We start from the raw sequence: 23,582 nt of genomic DNA, 5'->3' as shown, positions 1-23,582 counted from the left end.
AGATGATAATGATTATCATAATCATTATGAGGAGGATAACAATGAAGCATTTGATGAAGCATATGCTGGTGACGATGGTCCTTTTTGGACTGGCTGATCTGGCTGTACATACGAAAACACAGGCGGAAGAACTTCCGGAACATTCGTACGTCGATTTTTCCAGTGACCGTTCTACATGGTTTTTCCGTACGGATGGGGGAGATAGGAGTACGGCCTTTTTTGATTTTTTCTCACCGTTTGATCCGACCGTAAAAGTGGAAGGCTATGATCCTTTAACTTCGTACGAATTGGAACATCGCTATTATTTCGGGGAAGATGACGCTCTCATGGTTCACATCGAGGATATGAAGAAAATGTACGACCCGTATTTCGATTACACGATGGAAGAGGATACGCTCCGCATCCGGCACACCGCTTTTGACAAGCTGTTAACCTCCGGCATTGGTGAACGATCTACGACGATACAGTATACGAAAAAGGTGTGGGACCTTTCGATTGATCTGTCTGAAGTAGAGGGCACTTATGATTACCGTGAGTTTCAGCCGGTGGAAGGTGGCAGGAACAAAGGCGCTGTTACGCCGGATGAGCTGATTGAGGAGGCTGGCTTTACTGGAAAATCCTTCACACTCTCGTCCGGTTCGATTGAACAGAAGGAAGGTGGTGTATATGTTCCTCTTGCATCTTTGATGGAATGGATGGGCAAAACCTCCTTTGAGGAACAAGGTTATCTGACTGTCCAGTCTGAGGGTCTGGCAGACGTGACCACTTCTGTAGACCGCCCGGATGTCGAGGTAAGTGATATTGTCGTTCCGAAGCCGTCCAATACATGGCAGGGCGGGGATGATGAGACCTACACATGGGCGGATTATATGAAAGATGTCGATGATGGCGAGCGTCAAACCGGCTGGCTGTGGCAGTCGTTTCATGTTGCTTCCGATGCTTCCTTCAAGGATGAAGATGGAGATCCTGTCCATGTGAAAGCTGACCGTATCGTGCCATTTTCCCTCTACGTGCCCTCTACGTATGATCCGGAAAAGACACGGCTGACGTATATGCTGCATGGTGGAACGGGGAATGAGCATACCCCGACCTACCGTCTGATGAAAGGGGGCATTCCTGTAGAGACCTATGCTGAAGAGTACAATTATATCCTTCTGTCTCCGAATGGATGGACGCAGAACCCGGTGTGGAGGGAAAAGCAGGCGCTTTATTCCGTAGAGCGGTCACTGGCGGAAACCCAGCAGCAGTTCCCTGTCCCGGATGATCATCTATTCATAACCGGGAACTCCCTTGGTGGACGCGGCACGCTGGAAATTGCGGCCCGCTTCCCGGATCGTTTCCAAGCGATAGCGCCTGCAGCTCCTAAGATTACGGATCGTGCTCCTGAAGGGGGAACGATGGTGAACATTGAGGGCACGGACTATGACTTGAGTGCTGTGAAGGACCTGCCCGCGCTCATTGTCCAGGGGACGGCAGATACGACCACCTCTTTCAAGGTGCAGGTTGGAAGTGGAGAATCGCCTGGATCCATCGTTTCCTCCGTCATGCCGAAGCTTGAGAATGCCCGTTACATGACAGTGGAAAACGGAGATCATTCCTATTCGTATGCCGCTGTTCTTGAACCGATTTTTGATTTCTTCGAAGACCAGCTGGCAGAGGAGAATGCAGAAACTGCTGACACGGCCGTCCTTTATAAAGAAAGTGCCCGTGCCGCAGCGAATGGAGAGCAGGTAAAGCTGGATCAGAATACTGAAGTCGTAAATGGAACGACGATGGTCGCACTATCCAGCGTCAAGGAACTATATGAGAAGAGCGCGGATGTATATCCGATTCACTTGTATGATAGTGATTCGGAGCAGCCGGCAGATTACTGGACGCTTATCGTGAACAACCAAACGATGAATCTGACCCCGGGAGAAAAAACGTACCGCATGAATATGGAGCGTTATAAAGAAGACGCTAAAGTGACCAGAAGCGGCGCCCCTGGTGATGAAGATCAGCTGGAAGCTGCCCCGGTGCTCACAGAAGCCCCTTATGAGAAAAATGGCGAGCTCTATGTACCAGCGGAAGAAGTTCTGACGACTTTAGGAGTAGACACGGCCATTCGTGAGGAAAATGCATGGCAGAAATATCGTGCTTTCTGGTTGTCAGGTGCAGCAGTCATTGTTGCCCTCATCGGCGGCTGGGTTATCTTCAGGAAACGTTCTACATCTAAGTCAGAATCGAAACAACGAAAGCAGGCATAAAAAAATCCCGCATCCTTTATTGGATGCGGGATTTTCTATAGAAAGATCAGTTGCGGATCAGATAATCGAATGCGCCAAGCGCTGCGTTGGCACCGTCTCCCATGGAGATGATGATCTGGTTATGCGGACTGTCGGTAACGTCACCGGCAGCAAACAAACCAGGAATGCTTGTAGATCCGTGTTTATCTGTAATGATTTCACCAATCTTATTCGTTTCAACATCTGTGGTGAGCCATTCCGTGTTCGGCACGAGACCGATCTGGACGAAGACGCCCTCAAGGTCCACGTGCTGTTCTTCGCCGGAAGCACGGTCGATGTACGTGATGCCGTTCACATTCTCATCGCCGGTAATTTCTGTTGTCTGGGCGCCTGTCTTCACTTCGACGTTTGGCAGACTGTGGAGACGATCTTGAAGCACATCATCAGCTTTCAACGTGTCTGCAAATTCAAGGACGGTGACGTTCTGGACGATACCGGCAAGGTCGATCGCTGCTTCCACGCCGGAGTTTCCTCCGCCGATGACCGCTACGTCTTTGCCTTCGAATAGAGGACCGTCACAGTGCGGACAGAATGCGACACCTTTGTTTTTGTACTCGTCTTCTCCCGGAACGCCGGTTTCGCGCCAGCGGGCACCCGTGGAAAGAATGACGGTTTTACTTTTCAGTACGCCGCCGTTATCAAGTTCAAGTTCAAACATGCCTTCCTCATTTTTGCGCAGATCCTTGGCACGCTGCAGGTTCATGATATCAATATCATAGTCTTTGACGTGTTCTTCAAGGCTTGCAGCAAACTTTGGTCCCTCCGTGCTTTTCACACTGATGAAGTTTTCAATCGTCATCGTATCCAGCACCTGTCCGCCGAAGCGTTCCGCTACGATACCGGTACGGATTCCCTTACGAGCGGAGTAGATTGCAGAACTCGCACCAGCTGGTCCACCACCGACGACAAGAACGTCATAAGGTTCACGCTCTGTAAATTCTTCAGCAGAAGGGCCTTCACTGATTTTAGCAACGATCTCTTCAAGGCTGATGCGGCCGCCATTGAAGAATTCACCGTTAAGGAAAGCGGATGGAACCGCCATGATGTTGCGGCTTTCTGCTTCTTCTTTAAAGGCAGCACCGTCCACCATCGTATGGGTGATGCCCGGGTTCAGCACGCTCATGATGTTCAAGGCCTGTACGACGTCCGGACAGTTGTGGCAGCTCAGGCTGACAAATGTCTCGAAATGAAACTCGCCCTTGATGTTCTGGATTTTCTCAATCATCGTGTCATCCACTTTCGGAGCACGGCCGCTCACTTGAAGGAGGGCGAGGACGAGAGAGGTGAATTCATGACCGAGAGGAATGCCGGCAAACGTGATGCCCGTTTCTTCCTGAGGGCGGTTTACGCTGAAGCTTGGTGTGCGATTAAGTGTTGTGTTCTGGACAGTAATTTTCGGTGACATGGATGCAAGTTCATCGGTGAGAGCCAGCATGTCACGGGAGACTTTGTCGTCCCCCGCGCTGACTTTCAGCTCGATGTCACCTTCTAAAAGCTGCAGGTACTGTTCCAGTTGTGCTTTTATTTGTGCATCGAGAACCATGGATTAAGACACTCCTTAGATTTTACCAACTAGATCAAGGCTTGGTGTAAGTGTTTCTTCGCCTTCTTCCCATTTGGCAGGGCAAACCTCGCCTGGGTTGTTGCGAACGTATTGAGCGGCTTTGATTTTGCCGATCAGGTTATCTGCATCGCGGCCGATTCCGCCTGCGTTAACTTCTACCGTCTGGATAACGCCGTCTGGATCAATGATAAATGTTCCGCGGTCAGCAAGGCCGTCTTCTTCGTTAAGAACGTCGAACTGACGGGATAGCTGCTGGGAAGGATCCCCGATCATAGCGTATTCGATTTTACCGATTTTTTCAGAGCTGTCGTGCCAGCCTTTGTGTACGAAGTGTGTATCTGTAGAAACAGAGTATACTTCTGCACCTAGTTCTTTAAGAGCTGCATAGTTGTTCTGCAGGTCTTCAAGCTCTGTCGGGCATACGAAAGAGAAGTCTGCCGGGTAGAAACAAACAACGCTCCACTGACCTTTGAAGTTTTCGTTGGAAACGTCGATGAATTCACCTTGTTTGAATGCTTTCGCCTGGAATGATTGTACTTCTTTTCCGATTAGGGACATAGTAAAATTCCTCCTGATATAGGTAGAGATTTAACTGCAGAAAAATGGGCGCAGTTATTTATAATAATTATTATCCAGTAACTATTATTATATACATTGTTTTATTTGTCAACATTTATAAGGTTTTGTCAGAATTTCTTCTGAAGAGCTGTGTAGAGCGGTTCAGCAGAGTAGGGGATAGGTAGGGGATGGATCCCATAGAACGGGGAACATGGAGATTTTGTGACAAACGATGAGAAACTTTGACTTTGAATGATTCTATCACATAAACTTAGCTTGGTTACGGAAGTCTGTCATCACGGGATGGATGATCCGTAAAGGGATGATACCCGTTATCTCTATAGTAAAATACTCCGGCTGCAATAGCCAATCATAAGGCTTTCATTTACTTAGTCTTAATATGGAGAAAGGATGGAAAAATTATGCACAAAATTTCTACTGCGTTACTGGCACTGGTCGTCGCTCTTGGGTTGTTCACCCCGGCAGTCCATGCTCATACATCATTGGAAAACTCGACGCCCGCTGAAGGGGAGACGGTGGAAGAACCGCTGGATACGATCGAACTGAACTTCAATACAGTCATTGAAGAAGGAAGCACGCTTGAATTATCGAAAGCGGAAGGAGAGGCTCCTGCACCGTCCGAGGTGACGATCTCTGATCAGACGATGACCGCCGTGTTTGATGATGCCCTTGAAAACGGTGAGTATACCGTCAACTGGGAAATCATCGGTGCCGACGGTCATGTGATTGAGAAACAGTTCAGCTTTACTGTAGATGGACCAGCTCCTGAAGAAAACACAGAAACGACTGAAGAAGTGGTTCCTGAAGAGGAGGACGGTACAGAAACGGACACCGATGCGGAACAAACGGAAACAGATGTGGACAGCGAACAGGAAACAGAAGAGGAAAACAGCCTCCCTGTGTTCATGATTGTTGTTGCGCTCCTGCTTCTTGTCATTGTCATCGTACTTGCCGTGAAGCTGTTCAGCAGCAAGAAGTGAGTCGGTACCAATGGGGATTCTGATTGGATTGACTGAGCTGCTTTTGTACCTTTCGTTTTCCTTATTAATGGGATCTCTGATCCTGCTGCTTGTGCCGGACCATCTGAAACCTCCGGTACGCATAGATCAAAGGCTGATTCAGGCATGTGCCCTGCTGGTGACGTTCGGATCTTTCCTGCCGGTGCTGCCCATCGTCGATCTGCTTGCATCATCAAAAGGGTGGGGGAGCGCCTTCATTCAGGTGATTTTTGAGTTTGCCGTCGGACGTGCCTTTTTACTGACCGCCCTTTTCTCTATGCTCCTTCTTCTAATCTGGACGTCAGAAGGTGTGAAGGAAAAAGCGGGTCTGCTCTATCTATCTTTAGGGCTTGTCGCTGCGATGACGGCTTCTTACTCGATGGCTGCTCATGCGGCATCCATCGGAGGAGCGTCCGGGCATGTGTTTCATACCCTGCATTTTCTCGGGGCATCCGTATGGATCGGCCTGCTCCTGATGGTCAGCTGGTTTGCGGTGTCTAAGAAGAACTGGGGTTCCTTTCTACGGTGGTACACACCGACGGCTGTCTTCAGTCTGGTTGTCGTGTTTGCCGCCGGGTATTTCACGATGTCCGTGGATTTGTACAGCTACGGTGCTCCAGATATGAATGCGTTGGAAGGCTATTCTCAAGCCCTGCCATCGAACTACGGTCAGGCCCTTCTCGTCAAGCACCTGTTTGTCATCGGCATCCTTTTGTTCGCCTTGATGAACGGGGTGTTGTTCCGTAAAAAAGCCGGTGATCAGCGTTTCAATCCGCTTCCGTGGACGAAGGCGGAAAGTGGGTTTGCTCTCGGCGCTTTTGCTTTGACGGCTGCCATGGGGCGGGCAGGTACCCCAAATCAGGAGGGAACGATAGGAGACGAAGCTTCCTTTTTGTACCGGGCGTTTACAGGGGAAAGCGGCTCGGAACTCATTGAAGTGACGATGTCGTTCGGACCGGTCAGCTGGATGCTCGGTCTGATCGGCTCTTTGTTCCTGCTGCTCACTATCGCTTCCGCAGTGAAGAGGCCTTCACTTGGGATAGTGACGGCTGCAGGGAGTTTAATGATTGTATCGTTTTATTTGGCTGTCATGACGGCTGTATAAAAGGAAAACCCGTACGAGGAGGATCCTCGTACGGGTTTTTTCGTTAAACAAAAAGGCTGAACAGAAGGACGAATCCAAGACCGGCAACGGAAATGATCGTTTCCAGAAGCGTCCATGTAGCGAACGTTTCCTTCATCGTTAAGCCGAAGTATTCCTTGAACATCCAGAAACCAGCGTCGTTGACGTGGGAAGCGATCAAGCTTCCGGCTCCTGTCGAAAGCACCATCAGTGCCAGATTCACATCCGTCTGGCCAAGAAGCGGTGTGACAAGGCCGACCGTCGTCAAGGCAGCTACGGTAGCAGAACCCAGGGAGATTCTAAGAATGGCAGCAATAATCCACGCAAGCAGCAGTGGAGACATGGAAGAGCCTTCAAACATCTGCGCCACATAATCACCGACACCGCCATCAATCAGGACCTGCTTGAAGGCACCGCCGCCTCCGATAATCAACAGCATCATACCAATCTGGGCGATAGCTGTGGAGCAGGAGTCCATCACGTCTTTCATCGGAATGTTACGAGCAATCCCCATCGTGTAAACCGCCACAAGCAGGGAGATGATCATCGCTGTGGATGCGTTTCCAATTAAGTTTATAACGGAGAGAAAACCGCCGGATTCTACACCCATGGTTTCCTGAATCAACGTAATAATTGTAGAAATAGCAATGAGAATAACGGGCAGCATAGCTGTGAAGACACTGATACCGAAGCCTGGTGTCTCTTCAAGCTTAAAGGATTTCTGTTCGCCTAAAGAAGCGATGTTCCCCTGCTTTTTAAAAGAGTCCGGCACGAGTTTCTTCGCCATTTTTGTAAAAATCGGACCAGCAAGAATGACCGTCGGAACAGCAATGATGATTCCGTACAGCAGTACTTCACCAAGGTCTGCCCCATACTCACCAGCGATCACTGTCGGGCCCGGGTGAGGCGGCAGGAAGCCGTGAGTGACGGACAGGGCGGCTGCCATCGGGATTCCCAGATACAAAATCGATACGCGCAGTTCTCTTGAAATCGCAAAAACGATCGGGATTAACAGCACGAGGCCGACTTCAAAGAACAACGCGATCCCGATAATGAAGGATGCGGCGACAACGGCCCATTGGATGTTCTTTTCTCCGAACTTATTGACGAAGGTCATGGCAATGCGCTGGGCACCACCGGCGTCTGTAATCAGTTTACCGAGCATAGCTCCAAGACCGAAAATCAAGGCGAGGTGGCCGAGTGTTCCGCCGAGACCGGCCTCGATGGTTGGTACAATATCCGTAAGCGGCATGCCGAGCAGGACGGCAACACCGAAGGAGACGATAATCAGGGAAACAAACGTGTTCAGTTTGAGTCCCATAATCAAGATAAGTAACGCGACAATTCCTATAGCGACCATTAATAATGGCATCGTAAACCCTCCGTTTGTTTAGTTGGTTAAGTTTCGTTGGTAATTGGCAATGGTGGCGTAGTTTTCTTCCAGAGATCTGGACAGCTGGATGAACATCGGAAGCAGCTGGCGGTATTCATGGACCGCTTCTTCCTCCGGTGTATGCTTGAAGGTGCTGCCGATCATCCCGGATACAATGTCTAGTGAATCCGCCCGGCCTGTAGCGTAGAGTCCTAGAATACAGGCTCCAAGACAGGAGCTTTCATAGCTTTCCGGCACGACAACTTCGGATTCGAAGATATCGGCCATCATCTGGCGCCACACTTCCGAGCGGGCAAACCCGCCGGTCGCCTGGATTCTTGTCACCGGTCCGTCCATACATTCCGTCAGCGCAAGGAAAACGGTGTACAGGTTGTAGATGACACCTTCCAGAGCAGCCCGGATCATGTGCTCTTTTTTATGGGATAACGTCAGTCCGAAGAAGGATCCGCGTACATCCGGGTTCCAAAGCGGGGCCCGCTCACCAGCCAGGTAAGGATGGAAGAGCAGTCCGTCAGATCCTGGTCGGACGCCTTCTGCGATTTTCGTCAGCACTTCGTACGGGTCGATGCCGAGACGTTTCGCTGTTTCTGCTTCCGATGAAGCAAATTCATCACGGATCCAGCGGAGAATCATGCCGCCATTGTTGACCGGTCCTCCGATGACCCATTGATCTTCGGTGAGCGCGTAGCAGAAAATCCGGCCCTTTTCATCGGTCTGCGGCTTATCGATCACGGTCCGGATCGCTCCGCTTGTTCCGATGGTAACGGCTATTTCTCCTTTTTTGATGGCGTTGACCCCAAGGTTGGATAGAACGCCATCACTGGCTCCGATCACAAAGGAAGTGTTGGAATCAAGACCGGTGACCTTGGCGTATTCTTCTTTCAGTCCGGTAAACTGAGAAGTCGTGGAAACAAGCTCGGACAGTTTTTCACGGCCGATGCCGGCAACCTCAAGGGCTTCTTCATCCCAGTCGAGTTTCTCCAGATTCATCATCCCTGTTGCTGAAGCGATGGAATGATCGATCACATAGGTACCGAATAGTTTATAAAAGACATATTCTTTGATTCCGATATATTTATAGGTTTTGGAATCGATTTCAGGTTGTTCCTGGACAAGCCATGTAATTTTGCTGAGCGGGCTCATCGGATGAATCGGTGTCCCCGTTCTCCGGTAAATGTTGTGCCCGTTCCACTCGGTTTTGATTTTTTCCGACCACTTCTCACTGCGGTTGTCCGCCCATGTGATGCAGGGGGTGATCGGACTGCCGTCCTTATCGACAGCAATCAGGCTGTGCATCGCACTGCTGAAGGATACAAAGGATACGGCTTTGTCCGTATGCTTCTGTTTAACAAGTGTGACCGCTTCCAAAACAGCCTGAAAAATTTCCTCCGGGTCCTGCTCAGCTGTTGAGATGTCCGGCGTATGAAGAGGGTAGCCGACATTCGCTTTCTCCACGACATCTCCCTGTTCGGTGAACAAGACGGCTTTTGTACTGGTGGTGCCGATATCGACACCCATCATATAGTTAGTCATCGCTTTCGACTCCTTTTGAATAGATCTGCTGCGACCTCCATAAATCCTCGACACTTCCTTGGACGTCATCGAAATTTTTGTGCAGCGATTTGACCATAAGATCGCGGTCTTTCTGACGGATCGCTTCGATATACAATTCATGGTTGTTGATAATCCGGTCGAAATCGTCGTACTTTTCCTTGAAGCGCATGCGCATGGAAATGAGGATCAGGCTTTCCAGTGTCGGCTTCAGGTTCTTCCAGATCATGAGAATGTGGGAATGATCAATAGCGCGGATGATCGTTTCGTGAAACAGGACATCTTCAAATGAAAAATCATCAGCATCTTTGTACTTGATCGCAATCTTCATCATTTCCAGTGTCTTGCTCAGTTCTTTCACGAGACCTGCTGTGTCCATTTTGACGAGCCGTTCGAATACGAATGTTTCGATTAAAAGACGGACATCGTAGATTTCCTGGATTTCCTTCTCGGACAGTTCAAGAACAACCGCCCCCATCCGTTCGAGACGGATCAGGTTTTCTGATGCGAGCAGCTTCAGGGCTTCACGGACAGGGGAGCGGCTGACGGAAAATTCGGAAGCCATCTGGTTTTCGGACAGCTTTGAACCGCTTTCAATCAAACCGGCAATAATCCGGATCCGAAGCTCAGAGGCGACACGTTCGCCGGCCGATGCTTTATTCAGCCATTTTTCAGGATATAAATAAGGGATGGAATCTGTCATCGATTCACCTTCTTTAATGATTTTCGTATACTTGTTTAACTTGTATACAAGTATTATGGCATAGATCATAAAAATTGAAAACGCTTTTAATAAAATTTTTTGAAACGCTTTCTTCAGGTCCTGTGCTGATGGGGCCTGAATGTGTCATAAGGAGATACATTCGTGGTAAACTGGTAGGAGATATTATGGACCGGAGGGGCTTTATGCGCATTTTTAAAATTTTGAACAACAACGCTGTTGTGGTGTACGACGGAGGACAGGAAAAGATTGTGATGGGGAAGGGGCTTGCCTTTCAAAAGAGGCGCAACGATATCGTCCCGAAAAATAAAATCGAAAAGATCTTCCTGCTTCGGGATCAGTCATCAGAGAAGTTCCAGCAGCTGCTTTCGACTCTCCCTGAAGCTCACATAGATCTCGCTGAACGGATCATCAGCTATGCAGAAGGCCATTTGGAAGCGCCTTTGAATGACCACATTCATATGGCACTCACCGATCACCTTTCGTTTGCACTTGAACGTCTGGAGCAGGGGTTTCCGATTCACAATAAGCTTACACACGAAATCAAGTTTCTCTATAAGAAGGAATTTGAGGCGGGGATGTGGGCAAAAAAAGAAATCAGGAAAGTGATGGGTGTTGATATTCCACCTGATGAAGTCGCGCATATCGCGCTGCATATCCATACTGCGAAAATGGGATCTCCGTCGATGGGGGAATCGCTTCAGACAGCGACGGTCCTCAGGGATATTGTTGAGAAAGTGGAAGAGACTGCAGGGATTACGATTGAAGAGACAAGTATCAATTATCAGCGCCTGGTCACCCATCTGCGCTTTGCACTGAGCCGTGTGGAGGAAGGCAGTCAGTTCGAACCGATTGACGAAGATATGCTCGAATTGATAAAAATGAAATACAGCGACGCATTCCGGACGTCTGAAGAAGTGGCAGACTTCTTGAAAGCGGAGTACAATATCGATTTTCCAGAGTCTGAAATCGCCTATATCGCCCTCCATATTCAGCGTTTAATGAAGTGATTGTTTTTAATTGAAAATGGTTGACGACAGCGTTTTCATCGTATAAAATAGGAATCAATCTAAAGTTAAATAACGCAGGATTGTTACTGCAGAAGCAGGCAAGACCTAAAATGTGTAAAGAAGCATAGGTGTATTCATTTTGATACCTATCCGCATTCTTTATGCGTTTTAGGTCTTTTTTATTGGAAAAATAAAGGAGGAATCTTCATGAATCACAAAGAAGTTGCTGAACAGCTTGTCCCTCTGCTTGGTGGAAAAGAAAACATTGTCAGCGCCACTCACTGTGCCACTCGTCTCCGCCTTGTAATGGATGATGAGAGCAAAATAGATAAATCGGCTGTGGAAGAACTTGATGGGGTCAAAGGAGCGTTTTCAAGCTCCGGACAGTATCAAATCATCTTCGGAACAGGGACCGTCAACAAAGTGTTCGCCCATTTCGGCCCGCTTGTAGGTGCGTCCATGGGAGATGACGAAGAAAAGAAAGACGCCTCGGTTTCCCATAAAGATGCAGCGAAAAGTAAAATGAACCCGTTCGCCCGCTTCGCGCGGACGCTTTCCAACATCTTCGTTCCGATCATCCCGGCGATCGTAGCTGCCGGTATGCTGATGGGGCTGCTCGGCTTAATGCGTACGTACGAATGGATGGATCCAGCAAGTGGATTGTTTGTCATGCTGGATATGTTCTCCTCAGCGTCCTTTATCATTCTTCCGATCCTGATCGGTTTCAGTGCAGCCAGGGAATTCGGAGGAAACATGTACCTCGGTGCGGTTATCGGGGGAATTATGACCCATCCGGCCCTGTTAAACCCTTGGGGGCTTGCTGATGCCCAGCCGGAAACCCTTGATTTCTTCGGCTTCGGCGTTGAAATGCTCGGTTATCAGGGTACGGTTATCCCTGTTCTGTTGACGGTTTACGTCATGTCCTGGCTTGAAAAGAATTTCCGTAAGATCGTTCCGAACGCGGTCGATCTTCTGCTTACCCCGTTCCTGACTGTTATTTTCACCGGTTTCGTAGCGCTTCTTGTTGTAGGACCGCTCGGCCGTGCGCTTGGGAATGGATTGACAACCGCTCTTGATGTCGTTTATGAAACGGCCGGTCCGATTGCCGGACTGATCTTCGGGGGCTTGTACTCTACGATCGTACTGACAGGGGTGCACCACAGCTTCCACGCCATTGAGGCGGAACTGTTGAATAACGTCGGCGGAAACTACCTGCTTCCAATCTGGGCGATGGCCAACATTGCTCAAGGGGGAGCGACACTTGCCGTCTTCTTTAAAACACGCAACAAGAAAACGAAAGAAATCGCTCTTCCTGCTGCCATCTCCGCATTCCTCGGGATTACAGAGCCGGCGATTTTCGGTGTGAACTTGAAGCACCGCCGCCCGTTCATCGGTGCAGCCATTGGTGGTGCGCTCGGCGGAGCTTACGTCGTCTTCACCAAAGTGATGGCAAACGGTATCGGTCTGACAGGTATACCGATGTTTGCGATTGCGCAGGACCCGATCAACTACGGCATCGGCTGTCTGATCGCTGTCGGCGGTGCGGTCACTGCCACTCTTCTTCTTGGATGGAAGGAAGAAGCGAAGTAAACCCCTTTTTTCAAGTCCTTACCAGCTTGTCTGGTAGGGATTTGTTTCGTATGATTCATACAAAGGTTCAAAGGAGGAATTAGTGATGAAAAATGGTGTCATCTCGCTCGGTGAAGCGTTAATCGATTTTATTCCCTTGGATAAAAACAATGTGAATTACCAGAAAAGTCCCGGCGGTGCTCCGGCCAACGTGTCGGTCGGTCTCGCAAGACTCGGGGTTCCATCCACGTTCTTAGGGAAGGTCGGCGATGATGTTCTCGGACGGTTCCTGAAGACCACCCTCGAAGATTTCGGTGTGCAGACCCACGCCATGCCGTTGACGGGTGATGTGCGTACAGGTGTGGTGTTCGTAACGAACGCGGAAGACGGAGAACGCAGCTTCGATTTTTATATTCATCCCAGTGCAGACCAGTTTTTAGAGCGCTCCGATCTTCAGGAAGCTGACTTCGATACACACAAGGTGCTTCACTTCGGTTCCATATCCATGATCGGAGATACGGTAAAAGATACAACGAAGCGGGCTGTGGAGCTGGCCAAAGAAAAAGGGATGGTGATTTCCTATGACCCCAACCTGCGCATGATGCTTTGGCCATCTGAAGAACAGGCCCGCGAAACGATCATTTCCATGCTCGGAGAAGCGGATATGCTTAAGCTTTCTGAAGAAGAGCTGGCATTCATTACGGGAGAAAAAGAAATCACACCCGGCCTGAAAGCTCTCGAGAAGTATGAAATCCCTCTCGTTCTCATTACGATGGGCGGGGACGGAAGCTATGTTTCTACGAAAGAAGGCCTCGAGCACGTTCCGGCTATGAAAGTAAAAGCGGTCGATACAACAGGGGCTGGAGATGCGTTTGTCTCCGGTATGCTTTATCAGCTGAACCGCTATGAGGGGAACATGGAGGAGCTGACGCTTTCGGAAGCTGTGAAAATGGCAGAGTTCGCAGCCGTTTCCGGAGCACTGGCTGCATCGACAAAGGGAGCGATGACGGCTCTTCCGACTATCGAAGAAGTTCAAACACGCCTTCATCAGTCAGGAGAGTAACCGATGTCTAAAGATCAAGAACTGCGAAAGAGCGCTTATGAAGAAATCGAAAAGCATCAGTCTCTAGTAGAGAGTGATCCGTATCGTCTCCATTACCACATCATGCCTCCGGTCGGACTGTTGAACGATCCGAACGGCTTCATTCAGTTCCAGGGCACGTACCATCTGTACTATCAGTGGATGCCGTATAAAACCGACCACGGTGCTAAACTGTGGGGGCATTATTCGTCTGAGGACCTTGTCCACTGGACGCATGAAGAGATCGCTCTGACCCCGTCCGAGTGGTTTGAGAAAAACGGCTGCTATTCCGGCAGTGCCATCGAGCATGACGGAAAGCTCTATGCCTTTTACACAGGAAACGTCAAAGATGAAAATGGAAACCGGGAATCTTACCAGTGTCTCGCTGTATCCGAAGGCGGCATTCATTTTGATAAGAAAGGGCCCGTCGCCCATCTGCCTGACGGCTATACCGCCCACTTCCGCGATCCTAAAGTATGGAAGCAGAACGGCCGCTGGTTTATGGTCATCGGCGCTCAGACGGAAGATGAGAAAGGGGCAGTCGCTCTATTCACCTCACAGAACCTGATGGACTGGACCCATGCCGGTATTCTTGCCGGCGCTGGTCAGGAACCTCTCGGGGAGTTCGGGTATATGTTTGAGTGCCCGGATTTATTTGAACTGGATGGACGGGATGTGCTTGTCTTCTCTCCACAGGGACTGGAAGCGGACGGCATGAACTATCAAAACGTTTATCAAGCCGGTTATGTGACAGGGGCCTTCGATCCGGAAGAAGGGACATACGAGCATGGTGCATTTACAGAGCTTGATCACGGTTTTGACTTTTACGCGCCGCAGACGACCTTGGATGCGCACGGCCGCCGGCTGATGTTCGGCTGGATGAGCGTACCGGATCAGAATGAGCAGGATCACTCGACGATCGCATACAAGTGGCTGCACAACATGACGCTTCCACGGGAATTGACATGGCAGGATGGTCAGCTGTACCAACAGCCGGTTCAGGAATTGGAAGCGCTCCGTCAGGGGGAAGTGGTTGAACATCAAGTCACCCTCAACAAAGAAAGCCGGAGCTTGGACGGTGTTGATGGGAAGGTCGTTGAACTGATGATGAGTGATATCGACGTTGCAGAGGGCTGGATGAGTGTGGCCATCGGTGGAAATGCAAGGATTCTATATTCCAGCGATCAACAGGTGCTCACCCTGGAACGTCAGAGCTATGTGGATGGAACCGTCGAAAAGCGCCAGATCGAAGTACCGCAGCTTGATAGTCTGAGGATATATGTAGATACGTCCTCTATCGAAGTTTTCGCTAATGATGGTGCCTGCGTGATGACCGCCCGGTTCTATCCATCTGTTCAGGACACGAGCATTCGTTTCAGCAGTTCAGCAGCTGCAAGCTTCTATCTTCACAAATGGAACCTTGCAAAAGTTTTCTAGGTATATAGATGTGCAAAAGACAGACGGGACCCGTCTGTCTTTTTTTATGTCTTATTTCCTATAAAGCGCTTCACATTGTAATGGTTATAAACGGCTTGAAAACACTGATATGAAAGGATTTAATCGTAATTCTACCATTCTCGGAAAAGAACAAACATTCGTTGGAATATTGGTTCTTTATATTCAATTCATAAAAATAAAAAAGGGGTATAAAGGACGTATGAAACTGGATTTTAGAATCATTTAAATGGAAGTTTATTACAATGCACATCCCTCTTCTCCCCTAATTTTACATTTTGTGCAATCCTTTGCACAGTAGTGGGGAAATCGCTGTCATCCTTGTGAAAGGTGCCCTTTCATGACTTTTGGCATAAGCGTGAATGGCAGGATTTCCGGCGTTGACCCCCCCTGTTTTACCACGTAAAGTTAAGACGTGTTCCGGAGCACACTTCATATACTTAACAATTCTGGAGGGGAAAGAAAACATGAAACGAAATCATTCGATCTTATCTAAACTGGCGCTTTCTGCTTTTATCCTGACCGGCACGTTTGCCCAGCTCCCAACAACTTCTCACGCAGCATCCACAGATGACACACCTGTGTGGTCCCGTGAAGACGCGCAGAACTTCACGTTAACAGACGAAAACACAGCCCCAAACATTGATTCCTTTACTGATGTTGCCCCGGACTATTGGATCTGGGACACATGGCCGCTTCGTAACCGTGATGGTTCTTTCGCCAAGATCAACGGGTACTATGTACAGTTCGCGCTGACAGCGAGCAAAGAATACACATGGGGCGGCCGCCACGATCATGCGGAAATCCGCTACTTCTATTCTAAGAACGGTAAAGATTGGGAAATGGGTACGGTCCCTTATGACACGGACAAGGCGCTTGGTTACCGCCAGTGGGCCGGATCAGCTATGATGGAGAAAGACGGCACGATCCACTTGTTCTACACGGCTGCAGGACGTAAGGATGAAGGTCCGACATTCGAACAGCGTCTGGCTAAGACGACATTTGAAATGGATTACGACAACAAAGAAGGTTTCCAGGTAACGAACAATGGCGACCACCAGATTCTTGCTGAAGCAGATGGCGAGTATTACGAGACACAGGAACAAAAAACCGGAAGCATTATCTATTCTTTCCGTGATCCTTGGTTCTTCCAACATCCTGAAACCGGCGAAGAATACATCATCTTCGAAGGAAATACCGGTGGCGATGAAAAGACACTCGAAGAGAAACACTTGGGTGATGTAGACGAAGACGTTCCTGCCGGCGCTGAAGACTATAACGGAAATGTCGGGATTGCTAAGGCAGAAAACGAGGATCTGACAGAATTTGAATTAATGCCGCCTCTTCTTGAAGCGAATGGTGTGAACCAGCAGCTGGAACGTCCACACGTGGTCCAGAAGGGTGATGACTATTACTTGTTCACGATTACCCATGAGTTCACATTTGCTCCTGGAATTGAAGGTCCGGATGGTCTTTACGGCTTCCACGCCAACTCCCTTTTCGGTGATTACGAGCCGATGAACGATACGGGGCTTGTTATAGCCAACCCGGCTGAAGATCCATTCCAGGCATACTCCTGGGCTGTGCTTCCACACGGACAGGTGATCAGCTTTGTGAACGAATACCATGATGAAAATGGAAACTTCCAACAGGGTGGATCCTTTGCCCCAACGCTTAAACTGAAGTTGAAAGGTGATACTTCTGAAATTAAGCGTGAGATGGGTGAAGGTGAAATTCACGGGTAAGTTTTGATGAACAAAGCCGGCACGACCTGCCGGCTCCCTGTTTATAAATAAGGAGGAGAACGATGAAAACAAATACATGGATGAAACGTTCCTTTTTAGTGACGACCGCTCTTGTTTCCACGTTGGCATTTGGCAGTTCTGTTTCTGCAGAAACCAGTCAGACTTCCAACTGGACGATTGAAGATGCCTCACAGATTGAGCGCACGAAAGATACAACCGCCCCTTATATCGAGCCGGATTTTGAAAAAATTGCTCCAGAACTTCATGTTTGGGATACGTGGCCGCTTCGTAACAAAGACGGCTCGGTCGCCAAAGTGAACGGCTACTACGTGATTTTCTCCCTGACGGCTCCGTCCGACCTGCTTCCAGGTAAACGACATGATGTAGCGACGATCCGCTACTTCTATTCCAAAGACGGCAAGAGCTGGGAGCTTGGCGGAGAGGCGTTTGATCCAACAGGCGCCTACGGTTCAAGGCAGTGGGCAGGCTCTGCGATGATTGAAGACGGTGAACTGAACCTGTTCTATACAGCTACAGGTCGTAAAGGGGAGGAGGGCGTCACCTATGAACAGCGTCTTGCTCTTGCTAAAGGGGAAGTGAACGCATCTTCTGAAGGCATTTCCTTCGAAAACTTCGATCACTCCATCATCCTTGAGCCTGAAGGCGAGCACTATCAGACTGAGGAGCAGGCAGAACAGGGTGACATCGGCTACACGTTCCGTGATCCATGGTTCTTTGAAGATCCAAAAACAGGGAAAGACTATATCTTGTTTGAAGGAAACTCAGCCGGAACACCAGCGGAGCGTACGCTGGATACCGATTATATCGGAAGCGGTTCTTTCCAGGATGACTTCAGCTTCACAGACGAAGGATTTGCAAAATTATTCAACGGGGCGATCGGAATTGCTGAAGCAACGAACGATTCCTACACCGAATATGAAGCTCTACCACCAATTCTGGAAGCGAATTACGTCAACCAGGAGCTTGAGCGTCCCCATATCGTAACCAAGGGTAATCAATACTACCTGTTCACGAATACACATGAACACAAATTTGGTCCGGACCTCGATGCACCGGACGGCCTGTACGGCTTTTCATCCGATGAGCTGACGTCCGGCTATGAGCCGCTGAATGACAGTGGGTTAGTCCTGGCCAATCCGGAAGAACACGCGTACCAATCCTACTCCTGGATGGTTCTTCCAAACGGAAAAGTGATTAGCTTCTATAACTTCCATGATCTTGATGGAAAGAACATCTCAGATCTTGGAGGAACGACTCCGGAGTATCAGATGTCCCACTTCGGTGGTACACTGGCGCCGACCATCAAGCTCGCGATCCAGAATGACAAAACCAAAGTCATCAAGGACGGCCATCCGGGAAAAATTAAATAACTTCGATTGAACCACCGGCTCTTCATAAGAGCCGGTGGTTTTTTGAATTTGTTATAAAAGTACAATTGTGAAAGATCAGCTGGCAGATTTTCTCACAAGTATTCCAATTATTTTTATAAATGGTAGAGTTATAGATGATTAGGGAGACCGGAGGAGTGTAGGAAAAGACTGAGCCGTCAGGGAAGGTGCCCCACTTCTGCTTGTGAGAAAAGATTAGATTCCCAAGGCTCCCTGAGGAAGCGGTCCGAAAGCGTACGGTCCGCGATTATATCCTTCTTGGCGGGGGGGATTGTCGTGGATGTCAAAGAACCTTGAATGAAACCTGCCAATAGGGCAGGCGATTAACCTCTGATTCCTTTTGTAAAAACTCTGCAAATCCAGTAAAAATCTCTCCTGATAGGTTCACAGTTCTGGTGGGGTCCGATAAGCTGAAGGGATACATAGGAGGAAGAGAGAAATGGAGATGGTGATGAGTGAATGATTTAAGGACCCCTGAGAAAAGATTCCGTCCGGAAATCGAAGGCGTGCGTGCGGTTGCCGCCTTCCTTGTGGCGGTGTACCATATATGGCTTGGATCGGTTTCCGGCGGTGTGGATGTATTCTTTATCGTTTCCGGTTACTTGATAACGACCTCCCTGCTTTCCAAAATGCTCAAGCAGGGAAATATCCATTTAGGAGAATACCTGCTGGGGCTCGGACGCCGGCTGTTCCCGGTGGCGTTTATCGTCGTGCTGTTCACCCTTGCCGGCTCCATCTGGATTCTTCCGCAGGCCCAGTGGAAGCAGATCATCTCTGAAGGATTCGCTTCGGTGTTTTATTTCCAGAACTGGCAGCTGGCCTTCAGTTCCGTTGATTACCTGGCTCAGAACAACCAGGCAAGCCCTTTTCAGCATTTCTGGGCCTTATCTGTACAGGGACAGTTTTACATAACCTGGCCGATTGTCATCACGGCCGCGTATTTTCTTGCGCGGAAGGTTTTGAAAACGCCGGTCCGGAAAACACTGCTCGGTGTGCTGCTCACATTGTTCGTGCTATCTATCTCGTACTCTGTTTACAAAACGGCTGTAAACCAGCCGTGGGCCTACTTTGATACGTTTGCGCGTGCGTGGGAGTTCAGTCTCGGAGGCATCGTCGCATTGCTGCTGCCTTATGTGAAGCTGAACAGACATGTGTCTGTGATTCTTGGATGGACCGGCCTGGCCGTTATTTCGCTTACGGGTATTCTGCTTCCGGTATCTACTGTTTTTCCCGGGTGGGTCGCTCTTTTACCGGCCTCCGGCGTGATTTTTGTTATTATATCGGCTGAAAACAGCGGTGGCTTCGGTGTGGACCGTCTGTTAGGCTCCAAGCCTTTCCTCAAATTCGGAAGCATTTCCTACGGGTTTTATTTGTGGCACTGGCCGCTTTTGATTTTCTATTTTGCCTGGTTTGATACCGGTCAGGCATCGATATTCGCCGGGGCGGTCATTATAGCAGCTGCCCTTGTGCTTGCTTATGTAACGGTAACCTACATTGAAGCGCCTGTTCGTAACTTGAGCGTGAAAACGTCGAAGGTGAAAATCGGAAAAGCGCTCACCGCCTTGATTGTCCCTGTTCTTCTCGTCAATGGCGGATGGAATTTTTACGTGAGTCAGATGCAGGGAAAGGCTTATGAGGCGGGGGACTATCCAGGTGCTCAGGCCGTCTTCTATAACGTAGATGCGGAAGAACTGGATCCTTATCCATCGACTATTGAAGTGCAGGAGGAGCTGCCGGCCTTTTATGAGGACAGAGAATGCTTCATGTATACGAGTGAAGAAGGGATGAAAACTTGTTCAATGGGAGAAACGGAGAATCCCGACTATACGGTTGCCCTCGTCGGCGGATCCCACTCGGGACACTGGTTCCCGGCCCTCAGTGAACTGTCTGATGACCTGAATTTGAAAATCGAGCTTTACAATAAGGATGCCTGCCGGTTCTCCAACGATGATTTTGACGGATTGTTGAACGAAACATGTATGGACTGGAATGAAAAAGTGCTGCAGGATCTCCAGGAGGACCCGCCGGACCTTGTCTTTACAACATCCACCGTCAACAGTGGAACGACGGTGCCGGACGGCTATCTTGAACAGTGGAAAAAACTTGAAGGGACGACCCATATCATGGCTGTCCGTGATAATCCGCGGATGAAAGAGGATACGCCGCTCTGCATTGAGGAAAAGGGGTCGATCGAGGATTGCTCGGTTTCCAGAGATGAAGCTTTATCCGATGTCGTTCCATGGGAAAACACGGATGGGATCCCGGAGAATGTCACATTTGTGGATTTGTCGGATTACTTCTGCGGGGAAGAAGTGTGTGAGCCTGTCATTGGTAATGTGATTGTCTACCGCGACAAGCACCACTTGAGTACAGCTTACTCCAAAACCCTTGCGCCCGCATTGAAGGAGCCTTTAGAGGAAGCGCTGCAGAAACAATCCTGATAAAACGGCAGGAGAACGTCACATGTTCTCCTGCCGTTTTTATTTGTCCACCCGTTTTAAAAGTCCTCGCTGTATACTCTGCCGTTCTGGTCGATATAGACCGAGGAAATCATCGTCCGGGCGAACTTTTCTTTTTGGTAGGTTCCTTGTACTTCGATGGTCAGGCTGTACACACCTTCTCCGAGCTTCGGAAGCTGGTAGACACCGTCCGACTGCTTCTTCGCTTTCAGTTTTGTTTCTTTTTCCCGTCCGTTTTTATAGTGGGTGACGGTCATATCTGTCTTATATTTCAGACGGGTATCTTTGTTTTTCACTTTCAGCTCGTCCACATTCATGGAGGCGCTGATTTTATCGTTCAACTCACTGTCAAAGGAGGTGTTGAGCAGATAGGATTCTCCGCCAGGGCTCCGGGCTTCCAGTTTCCATCTGCCTGCTGCGGGGTCATCGATTCTCAATGTGTGATGATAGGATCCTTCAAGCACCTCGGTTTCATCCTTCGCGGCTTTAAAGCCGCTGTAGGTTTTTTTATCAGGGGAGACAAGCTTCAAGTCAACATCCGGGCTGGAACTGATCCAGTCGAAGGTGACGGCGTCTGCTCCGGATTCTACAATAACGGTCTCCCGTGTGCGTCCTGTGTATTCGCCGCCTGAGACGTACTGGCCGGCCGCCGGCTCGGATTCTTCTGACACAGCGGCTGTTTCGAGTCCGAATGCCGCCAGCGGAGCGGTCTCATTCAAGTAAGGACGGAAAAGGGGAAACGTGGAGGAGCCTTCTTTAATGCTCGTGTGATCCCATTTTCCAACTTTCAATTCCTGGGCGTAAGGAAGGCGTGAGCTTTTCACTGTGACCGCCCCATCGTTGCTGCCGTAAGAGCTTAAGTACAAGCCTCCCCAGTACAGGGAGCTGCCGAAGCTGCCCCATTCCGTACCGCCGAACGTGTAAAACGGGACGGCATCGATTCCTGGTCTGCTGTCGGTGGTGGAGCGGAAATAGCTCATGTATCCAGTCTGCAGGGAATAGGTGGCTTCATTTTTACTGCCGATGATTCCCGCAAGCCATCCGGCCCAGCTGCTGTAAGCGAGATCGGCAAGCTGCGAGCCGTGGTGCGGGGAGGATAAGGTAATGACACGATCCACATAGGGAGAGGCGCCGTGATGAACAAGCGCCGCCTGTGTATCAATGCCGCCTTTGCTGTGAGCCACGATAACGACTTTTTCACCGAAATGATGATACATGTCTTCGATTTTTCCGGCCAGCAGCTCCCCGTTGTCCCACATATCTTTTGTTGGGTACAAATCGATAAAGGCTGTTTCGTAGCCGTTATCGAGAGCGGTGGTATACATATCATTACTCTCGTACCACGTCTCTGATGAACTGTTGAGGCCGTGAATGAAAAGAATGGGGCGTTTCTCTTCTGTTACAGAGGCGGGCGTGTCTCCCACGTACCATTCCCCGGGATTCCCGGAGGCTCCATCTTTAATGGAGCCGGCGTGGCTGGTGATGGGAAAAAAGAAAAGCAGGAAAGCGCAGGTAAAGAGACCTTTGGTCAGCAGATCCATGTACATTCTCCTTCACAATTGAATTGAGGAGGTCATGAGGTTTGATCCAGGGGTGTCCACCATTTCTATCGTACGCAACCTGGAAAATCTGACAAGGTGCATTGGAAACAGGCAGAAAGTCCGGGAAGGGAAGGAGCGTCTGCATCAGGAGCGGAAGAAAACGAAAAGGTGTGATTTCTACTCCCTAAATCCCCCATGGTTTCATAGGATAGAGGAGGGGAGGAGTGGTTGAGGTGGCTGAGGCTGTTTCACGCGGGAATAATTTAATTTTCATGACGGAGCCGGGAGGTCAGACGGTTGAATCAGGGGCTACCGTGGATGTGACGAAAGATCTGCCCGGCGGCATTGATGTCCGCCCGTTCTACTCCATCCGGGTGGCCGGCGGCAACCGGGTGGTGTCGGAAGGGCCTGTCACGTTCAAATTGATTGTGAAAGTGGAAGGTGTGAATTTCCTCCTGCTGGATTCTTTCCGGGTCATTCCGGGACAGCAGTTTACAAGGGTTTTTAATGTACCTGGGACGGGACTGACGATAAAAACAGAGGCTGATGGAGGAACGGGGCTGAATGCCGTGGATGTTGTGGTGTTCGGATATAAATTTTGACGGCAGGGATTTTCCCTGTTTTTATTTTTGTAAAAAGGCCCCGCTGCCGAGGCCGTTATTTTTTCTGAATGATATAGGTTGCCCGGTCCGTCGTGACAATAAAGCCCTCCGGACTGTATAGGTACTGCGTCGTATCCTGCAGAGGAATTTCGTAATAGGGTGCTGGGAGCGGCTCCATCTGCTGAGGGCCGATTTCCGCTTCGCCATCTCCATATAAAAACAGGGAATGCATAGGCAGGTATTCATCCAGACGTGCAGCATCCGTCCCGTAAGCGATGTGATCCAGATGCATCTCTGTTGTATCCTTATCGTTCAGTTCCAGTTTCGTAATGACAATATCGGCACCGCTCCATCGCTGGAAGCGTTCGTTGAAATGTTCAATCGTTAATGGTTGTCCATCCATGATGAGATCCCTCCTGACTTTATCGTCTCCAAAGGAAACCCGCTCTACGCTGTTAAATAGTGGTCGCGGGGGGAATGGAAGGGGGAGGAGGGAA

At 49.5% G+C, this 23,582-nt stretch carries 18 protein-coding genes; 11 read left to right on the top strand and 7 right to left on the bottom strand.

Annotation, left to right across the window (positions count from 1 at the left end; genetic code table 11):
* Window positions 1-41: 41 nt before the first annotated feature.
* The gene (locus ACXAGL_RS06535; RefSeq protein WP_474990465.1) at window positions 42-2,246 is read left to right on the top strand and encodes a hypothetical protein; all 2,205 of its coding nucleotides are present in this window, start codon (window positions 42-44) and stop codon (window positions 2,244-2,246) included.
* Between the two features lie 46 nt (window positions 2,247-2,292).
* On the opposite strand, the gene ahpF is transcribed toward ACXAGL_RS06535, so the two are convergent.
* Together ahpF and ahpC are read right to left on the bottom strand one after the other, a co-directional pair.
* Entirely contained in the window at window positions 2,293-3,828 is a 1,536-nt protein-coding gene (gene ahpF, locus ACXAGL_RS06530; protein ID WP_474970035.1) for an alkyl hydroperoxide reductase subunit F, read from the bottom strand.
* Window positions 3,829-3,843: 15 nt separating this feature from the next.
* Window positions 3,844-4,407 (bottom strand): alkyl hydroperoxide reductase subunit C, encoded by a 564-nt coding sequence (gene ahpC, locus ACXAGL_RS06525; RefSeq protein WP_027956005.1) that lies wholly within the window; start codon window positions 4,405-4,407, stop codon window positions 3,844-3,846.
* A gap of 422 nt (window positions 4,408-4,829) precedes the next feature.
* Here ahpC and ACXAGL_RS06520 point away from each other — a divergent pair, with 422 nt between their 5' ends.
* Both ACXAGL_RS06520 and ACXAGL_RS06515 read left to right on the top strand, forming a co-directional pair.
* Window positions 4,830-5,408, top strand: a complete 579-nt coding sequence (locus ACXAGL_RS06520) for a copper resistance CopC family protein (protein ID WP_474970034.1) — start codon at window positions 4,830-4,832, stop codon at window positions 5,406-5,408.
* 10 nt (window positions 5,409-5,418) lie between these two features.
* Window positions 5,419-6,531: a copper resistance D family protein gene (locus ACXAGL_RS06515; protein WP_474990463.1), complete on the top strand. Its 1,113-nt coding sequence runs from the start codon at window positions 5,419-5,421 to the stop codon at window positions 6,529-6,531.
* A 43-nt stretch (window positions 6,532-6,574) separates the two neighbouring features.
* On the opposite strand, the gene ACXAGL_RS06510 is transcribed toward ACXAGL_RS06515, so the two are convergent.
* From ACXAGL_RS06510 to ACXAGL_RS06500, 3 genes are read right to left on the bottom strand one after another with little or no spacing between them, the layout of a single operon-like run.
* Entirely contained in the window at window positions 6,575-7,921 is a 1,347-nt protein-coding gene (locus ACXAGL_RS06510; protein WP_474990461.1) for a GntP family permease, read from the bottom strand.
* A gap of 18 nt (window positions 7,922-7,939) precedes the next feature.
* Window positions 7,940-9,475: a gluconokinase gene (gntK, locus tag ACXAGL_RS06505; protein WP_474970032.1), complete on the bottom strand. Its 1,536-nt coding sequence runs from the start codon at window positions 9,473-9,475 to the stop codon at window positions 7,940-7,942.
* On the bottom strand, window positions 9,468-10,196 hold the full coding sequence (locus ACXAGL_RS06500) for a GntR family transcriptional regulator (protein ID WP_474970031.1): 729 nt from the start codon (window positions 10,194-10,196) through the stop codon (window positions 9,468-9,470). The genes gntK and ACXAGL_RS06500 overlap by 8 nt, the downstream gene beginning before the upstream one ends.
* 203 nt (window positions 10,197-10,399) lie before the next feature.
* Here ACXAGL_RS06500 and ACXAGL_RS06495 point away from each other — a divergent pair, with 203 nt between their 5' ends.
* The 7 genes from ACXAGL_RS06495 (at window position 10,400) to ACXAGL_RS06465 (ending at window position 20,924) form a co-directional block, all read left to right on the top strand.
* On the top strand, window positions 10,400-11,224 hold the full coding sequence (locus ACXAGL_RS06495) for a PRD domain-containing protein (RefSeq protein WP_474990459.1): 825 nt from the start codon (window positions 10,400-10,402) through the stop codon (window positions 11,222-11,224).
* Window positions 11,225-11,431: 207 nt separating this feature from the next.
* Window positions 11,432-12,814, top strand: coding sequence for a sucrose-specific PTS transporter subunit IIBC (locus ACXAGL_RS06490; RefSeq protein WP_474970716.1), 1,383 nt, complete (start codon window positions 11,432-11,434; stop codon window positions 12,812-12,814).
* Between the two features lie 85 nt (window positions 12,815-12,899).
* On the top strand, window positions 12,900-13,856 hold the full coding sequence (locus ACXAGL_RS06485; RefSeq protein ID WP_474990457.1) for an aminoimidazole riboside kinase: 957 nt from the start codon (window positions 12,900-12,902) through the stop codon (window positions 13,854-13,856).
* A gap of 3 nt (window positions 13,857-13,859) precedes the next feature.
* Window positions 13,860-15,311: a glycoside hydrolase family 32 protein gene (locus tag ACXAGL_RS06480; protein ID WP_474990455.1), complete on the top strand. Its 1,452-nt coding sequence runs from the start codon at window positions 13,860-13,862 to the stop codon at window positions 15,309-15,311.
* A 485-nt stretch (window positions 15,312-15,796) separates the two neighbouring features.
* On the top strand, window positions 15,797-17,074 hold the full coding sequence (locus tag ACXAGL_RS06475) for a glycoside hydrolase family 68 protein (RefSeq protein ID WP_474990453.1): 1,278 nt from the start codon (window positions 15,797-15,799) through the stop codon (window positions 17,072-17,074).
* Between the two features lie 62 nt (window positions 17,075-17,136).
* Complete coding sequence (locus tag ACXAGL_RS06470; protein ID WP_474990451.1) at window positions 17,137-18,465, top strand: glycoside hydrolase family 68 protein; 1,329 nt, start codon at window positions 17,137-17,139, stop codon at window positions 18,463-18,465.
* Window positions 18,466-18,938: 473 nt separating this feature from the next.
* Complete coding sequence (locus ACXAGL_RS06465; protein ID WP_474970024.1) at window positions 18,939-20,924, top strand: acyltransferase family protein; 1,986 nt, start codon at window positions 18,939-18,941, stop codon at window positions 20,922-20,924.
* A gap of 56 nt (window positions 20,925-20,980) precedes the next feature.
* Here the strand turns inward: ACXAGL_RS06465 and ACXAGL_RS06460 are convergent, their stop codons facing one another.
* Window positions 20,981-22,483: an esterase/lipase family protein gene (locus tag ACXAGL_RS06460; RefSeq protein WP_474990449.1), complete on the bottom strand. Its 1,503-nt coding sequence runs from the start codon at window positions 22,481-22,483 to the stop codon at window positions 20,981-20,983.
* A gap of 224 nt (window positions 22,484-22,707) precedes the next feature.
* Between ACXAGL_RS06460 and ACXAGL_RS06455 the strand changes: the two genes are divergently transcribed.
* On the top strand, window positions 22,708-23,085 hold the full coding sequence (locus ACXAGL_RS06455; RefSeq protein WP_474970022.1) for a hypothetical protein: 378 nt from the start codon (window positions 22,708-22,710) through the stop codon (window positions 23,083-23,085).
* A 55-nt stretch (window positions 23,086-23,140) separates the two neighbouring features.
* On the opposite strand, the gene ymzB is transcribed toward ACXAGL_RS06455, so the two are convergent.
* Complete coding sequence (gene ymzB, locus ACXAGL_RS06450) at window positions 23,141-23,488, bottom strand: protein YmzB (protein WP_474970021.1); 348 nt, start codon at window positions 23,486-23,488, stop codon at window positions 23,141-23,143.
* Window positions 23,489-23,582: the final 94 nt, after the last annotated feature.

Source organism: Halobacillus sp. ABA4_118, from assembly GCF_056160205.1.
The sequence above is the reverse complement of the archived record's forward strand: the minus strand, read 5'-3'. Positions and strand labels throughout refer to the sequence as shown.

Excerpts from the sequence above, each read along its gene's own strand:
- ACXAGL_RS06535 (WP_474990465.1), top strand. The coding sequence starts at position 42 with ATGAAGCATTTGATGAAGCATATGCTGGTGACGATGGTCCTTTTTGGA.
- ahpF (WP_474970035.1), bottom strand. The coding sequence starts at position 3,828 with ATGGTTCTCGATGCACAAATAAAAGCACAACTGGAACAGTACCTGCAG.
- ahpC (WP_027956005.1), bottom strand. The coding sequence starts at position 4,407 with ATGTCCCTAATCGGAAAAGAAGTACAATCATTCCAGGCGAAAGCATTC.
- ACXAGL_RS06520 (WP_474970034.1), top strand. The coding sequence starts at position 4,830 with ATGCACAAAATTTCTACTGCGTTACTGGCACTGGTCGTCGCTCTTGGG.
- ACXAGL_RS06515 (WP_474990463.1), top strand. The coding sequence starts at position 5,419 with ATGGGGATTCTGATTGGATTGACTGAGCTGCTTTTGTACCTTTCGTTT.
- ACXAGL_RS06510 (WP_474990461.1), bottom strand. The coding sequence starts at position 7,921 with ATGCCATTATTAATGGTCGCTATAGGAATTGTCGCGTTACTTATCTTG.
- gntK (WP_474970032.1), bottom strand. The coding sequence starts at position 9,475 with ATGACTAACTATATGATGGGTGTCGATATCGGCACCACCAGTACAAAA.
- ACXAGL_RS06500 (WP_474970031.1), bottom strand. The coding sequence starts at position 10,196 with ATGACAGATTCCATCCCTTATTTATATCCTGAAAAATGGCTGAATAAA.
- ACXAGL_RS06495 (WP_474990459.1), top strand. The coding sequence starts at position 10,400 with ATGCGCATTTTTAAAATTTTGAACAACAACGCTGTTGTGGTGTACGAC.
- ACXAGL_RS06490 (WP_474970716.1), top strand. The coding sequence starts at position 11,432 with ATGAATCACAAAGAAGTTGCTGAACAGCTTGTCCCTCTGCTTGGTGGA.
- ACXAGL_RS06485 (WP_474990457.1), top strand. The coding sequence starts at position 12,900 with ATGAAAAATGGTGTCATCTCGCTCGGTGAAGCGTTAATCGATTTTATT.
- ACXAGL_RS06480 (WP_474990455.1), top strand. The coding sequence starts at position 13,860 with ATGTCTAAAGATCAAGAACTGCGAAAGAGCGCTTATGAAGAAATCGAA.
- ACXAGL_RS06475 (WP_474990453.1), top strand. The coding sequence starts at position 15,797 with ATGAAACGAAATCATTCGATCTTATCTAAACTGGCGCTTTCTGCTTTT.
- ACXAGL_RS06470 (WP_474990451.1), top strand. The coding sequence starts at position 17,137 with ATGAAAACAAATACATGGATGAAACGTTCCTTTTTAGTGACGACCGCT.
- ACXAGL_RS06460 (WP_474990449.1), bottom strand. The coding sequence starts at position 22,483 with ATGGATCTGCTGACCAAAGGTCTCTTTACCTGCGCTTTCCTGCTTTTC.
- ymzB (WP_474970021.1), bottom strand. The coding sequence starts at position 23,488 with ATGGATGGACAACCATTAACGATTGAACATTTCAACGAACGCTTCCAG.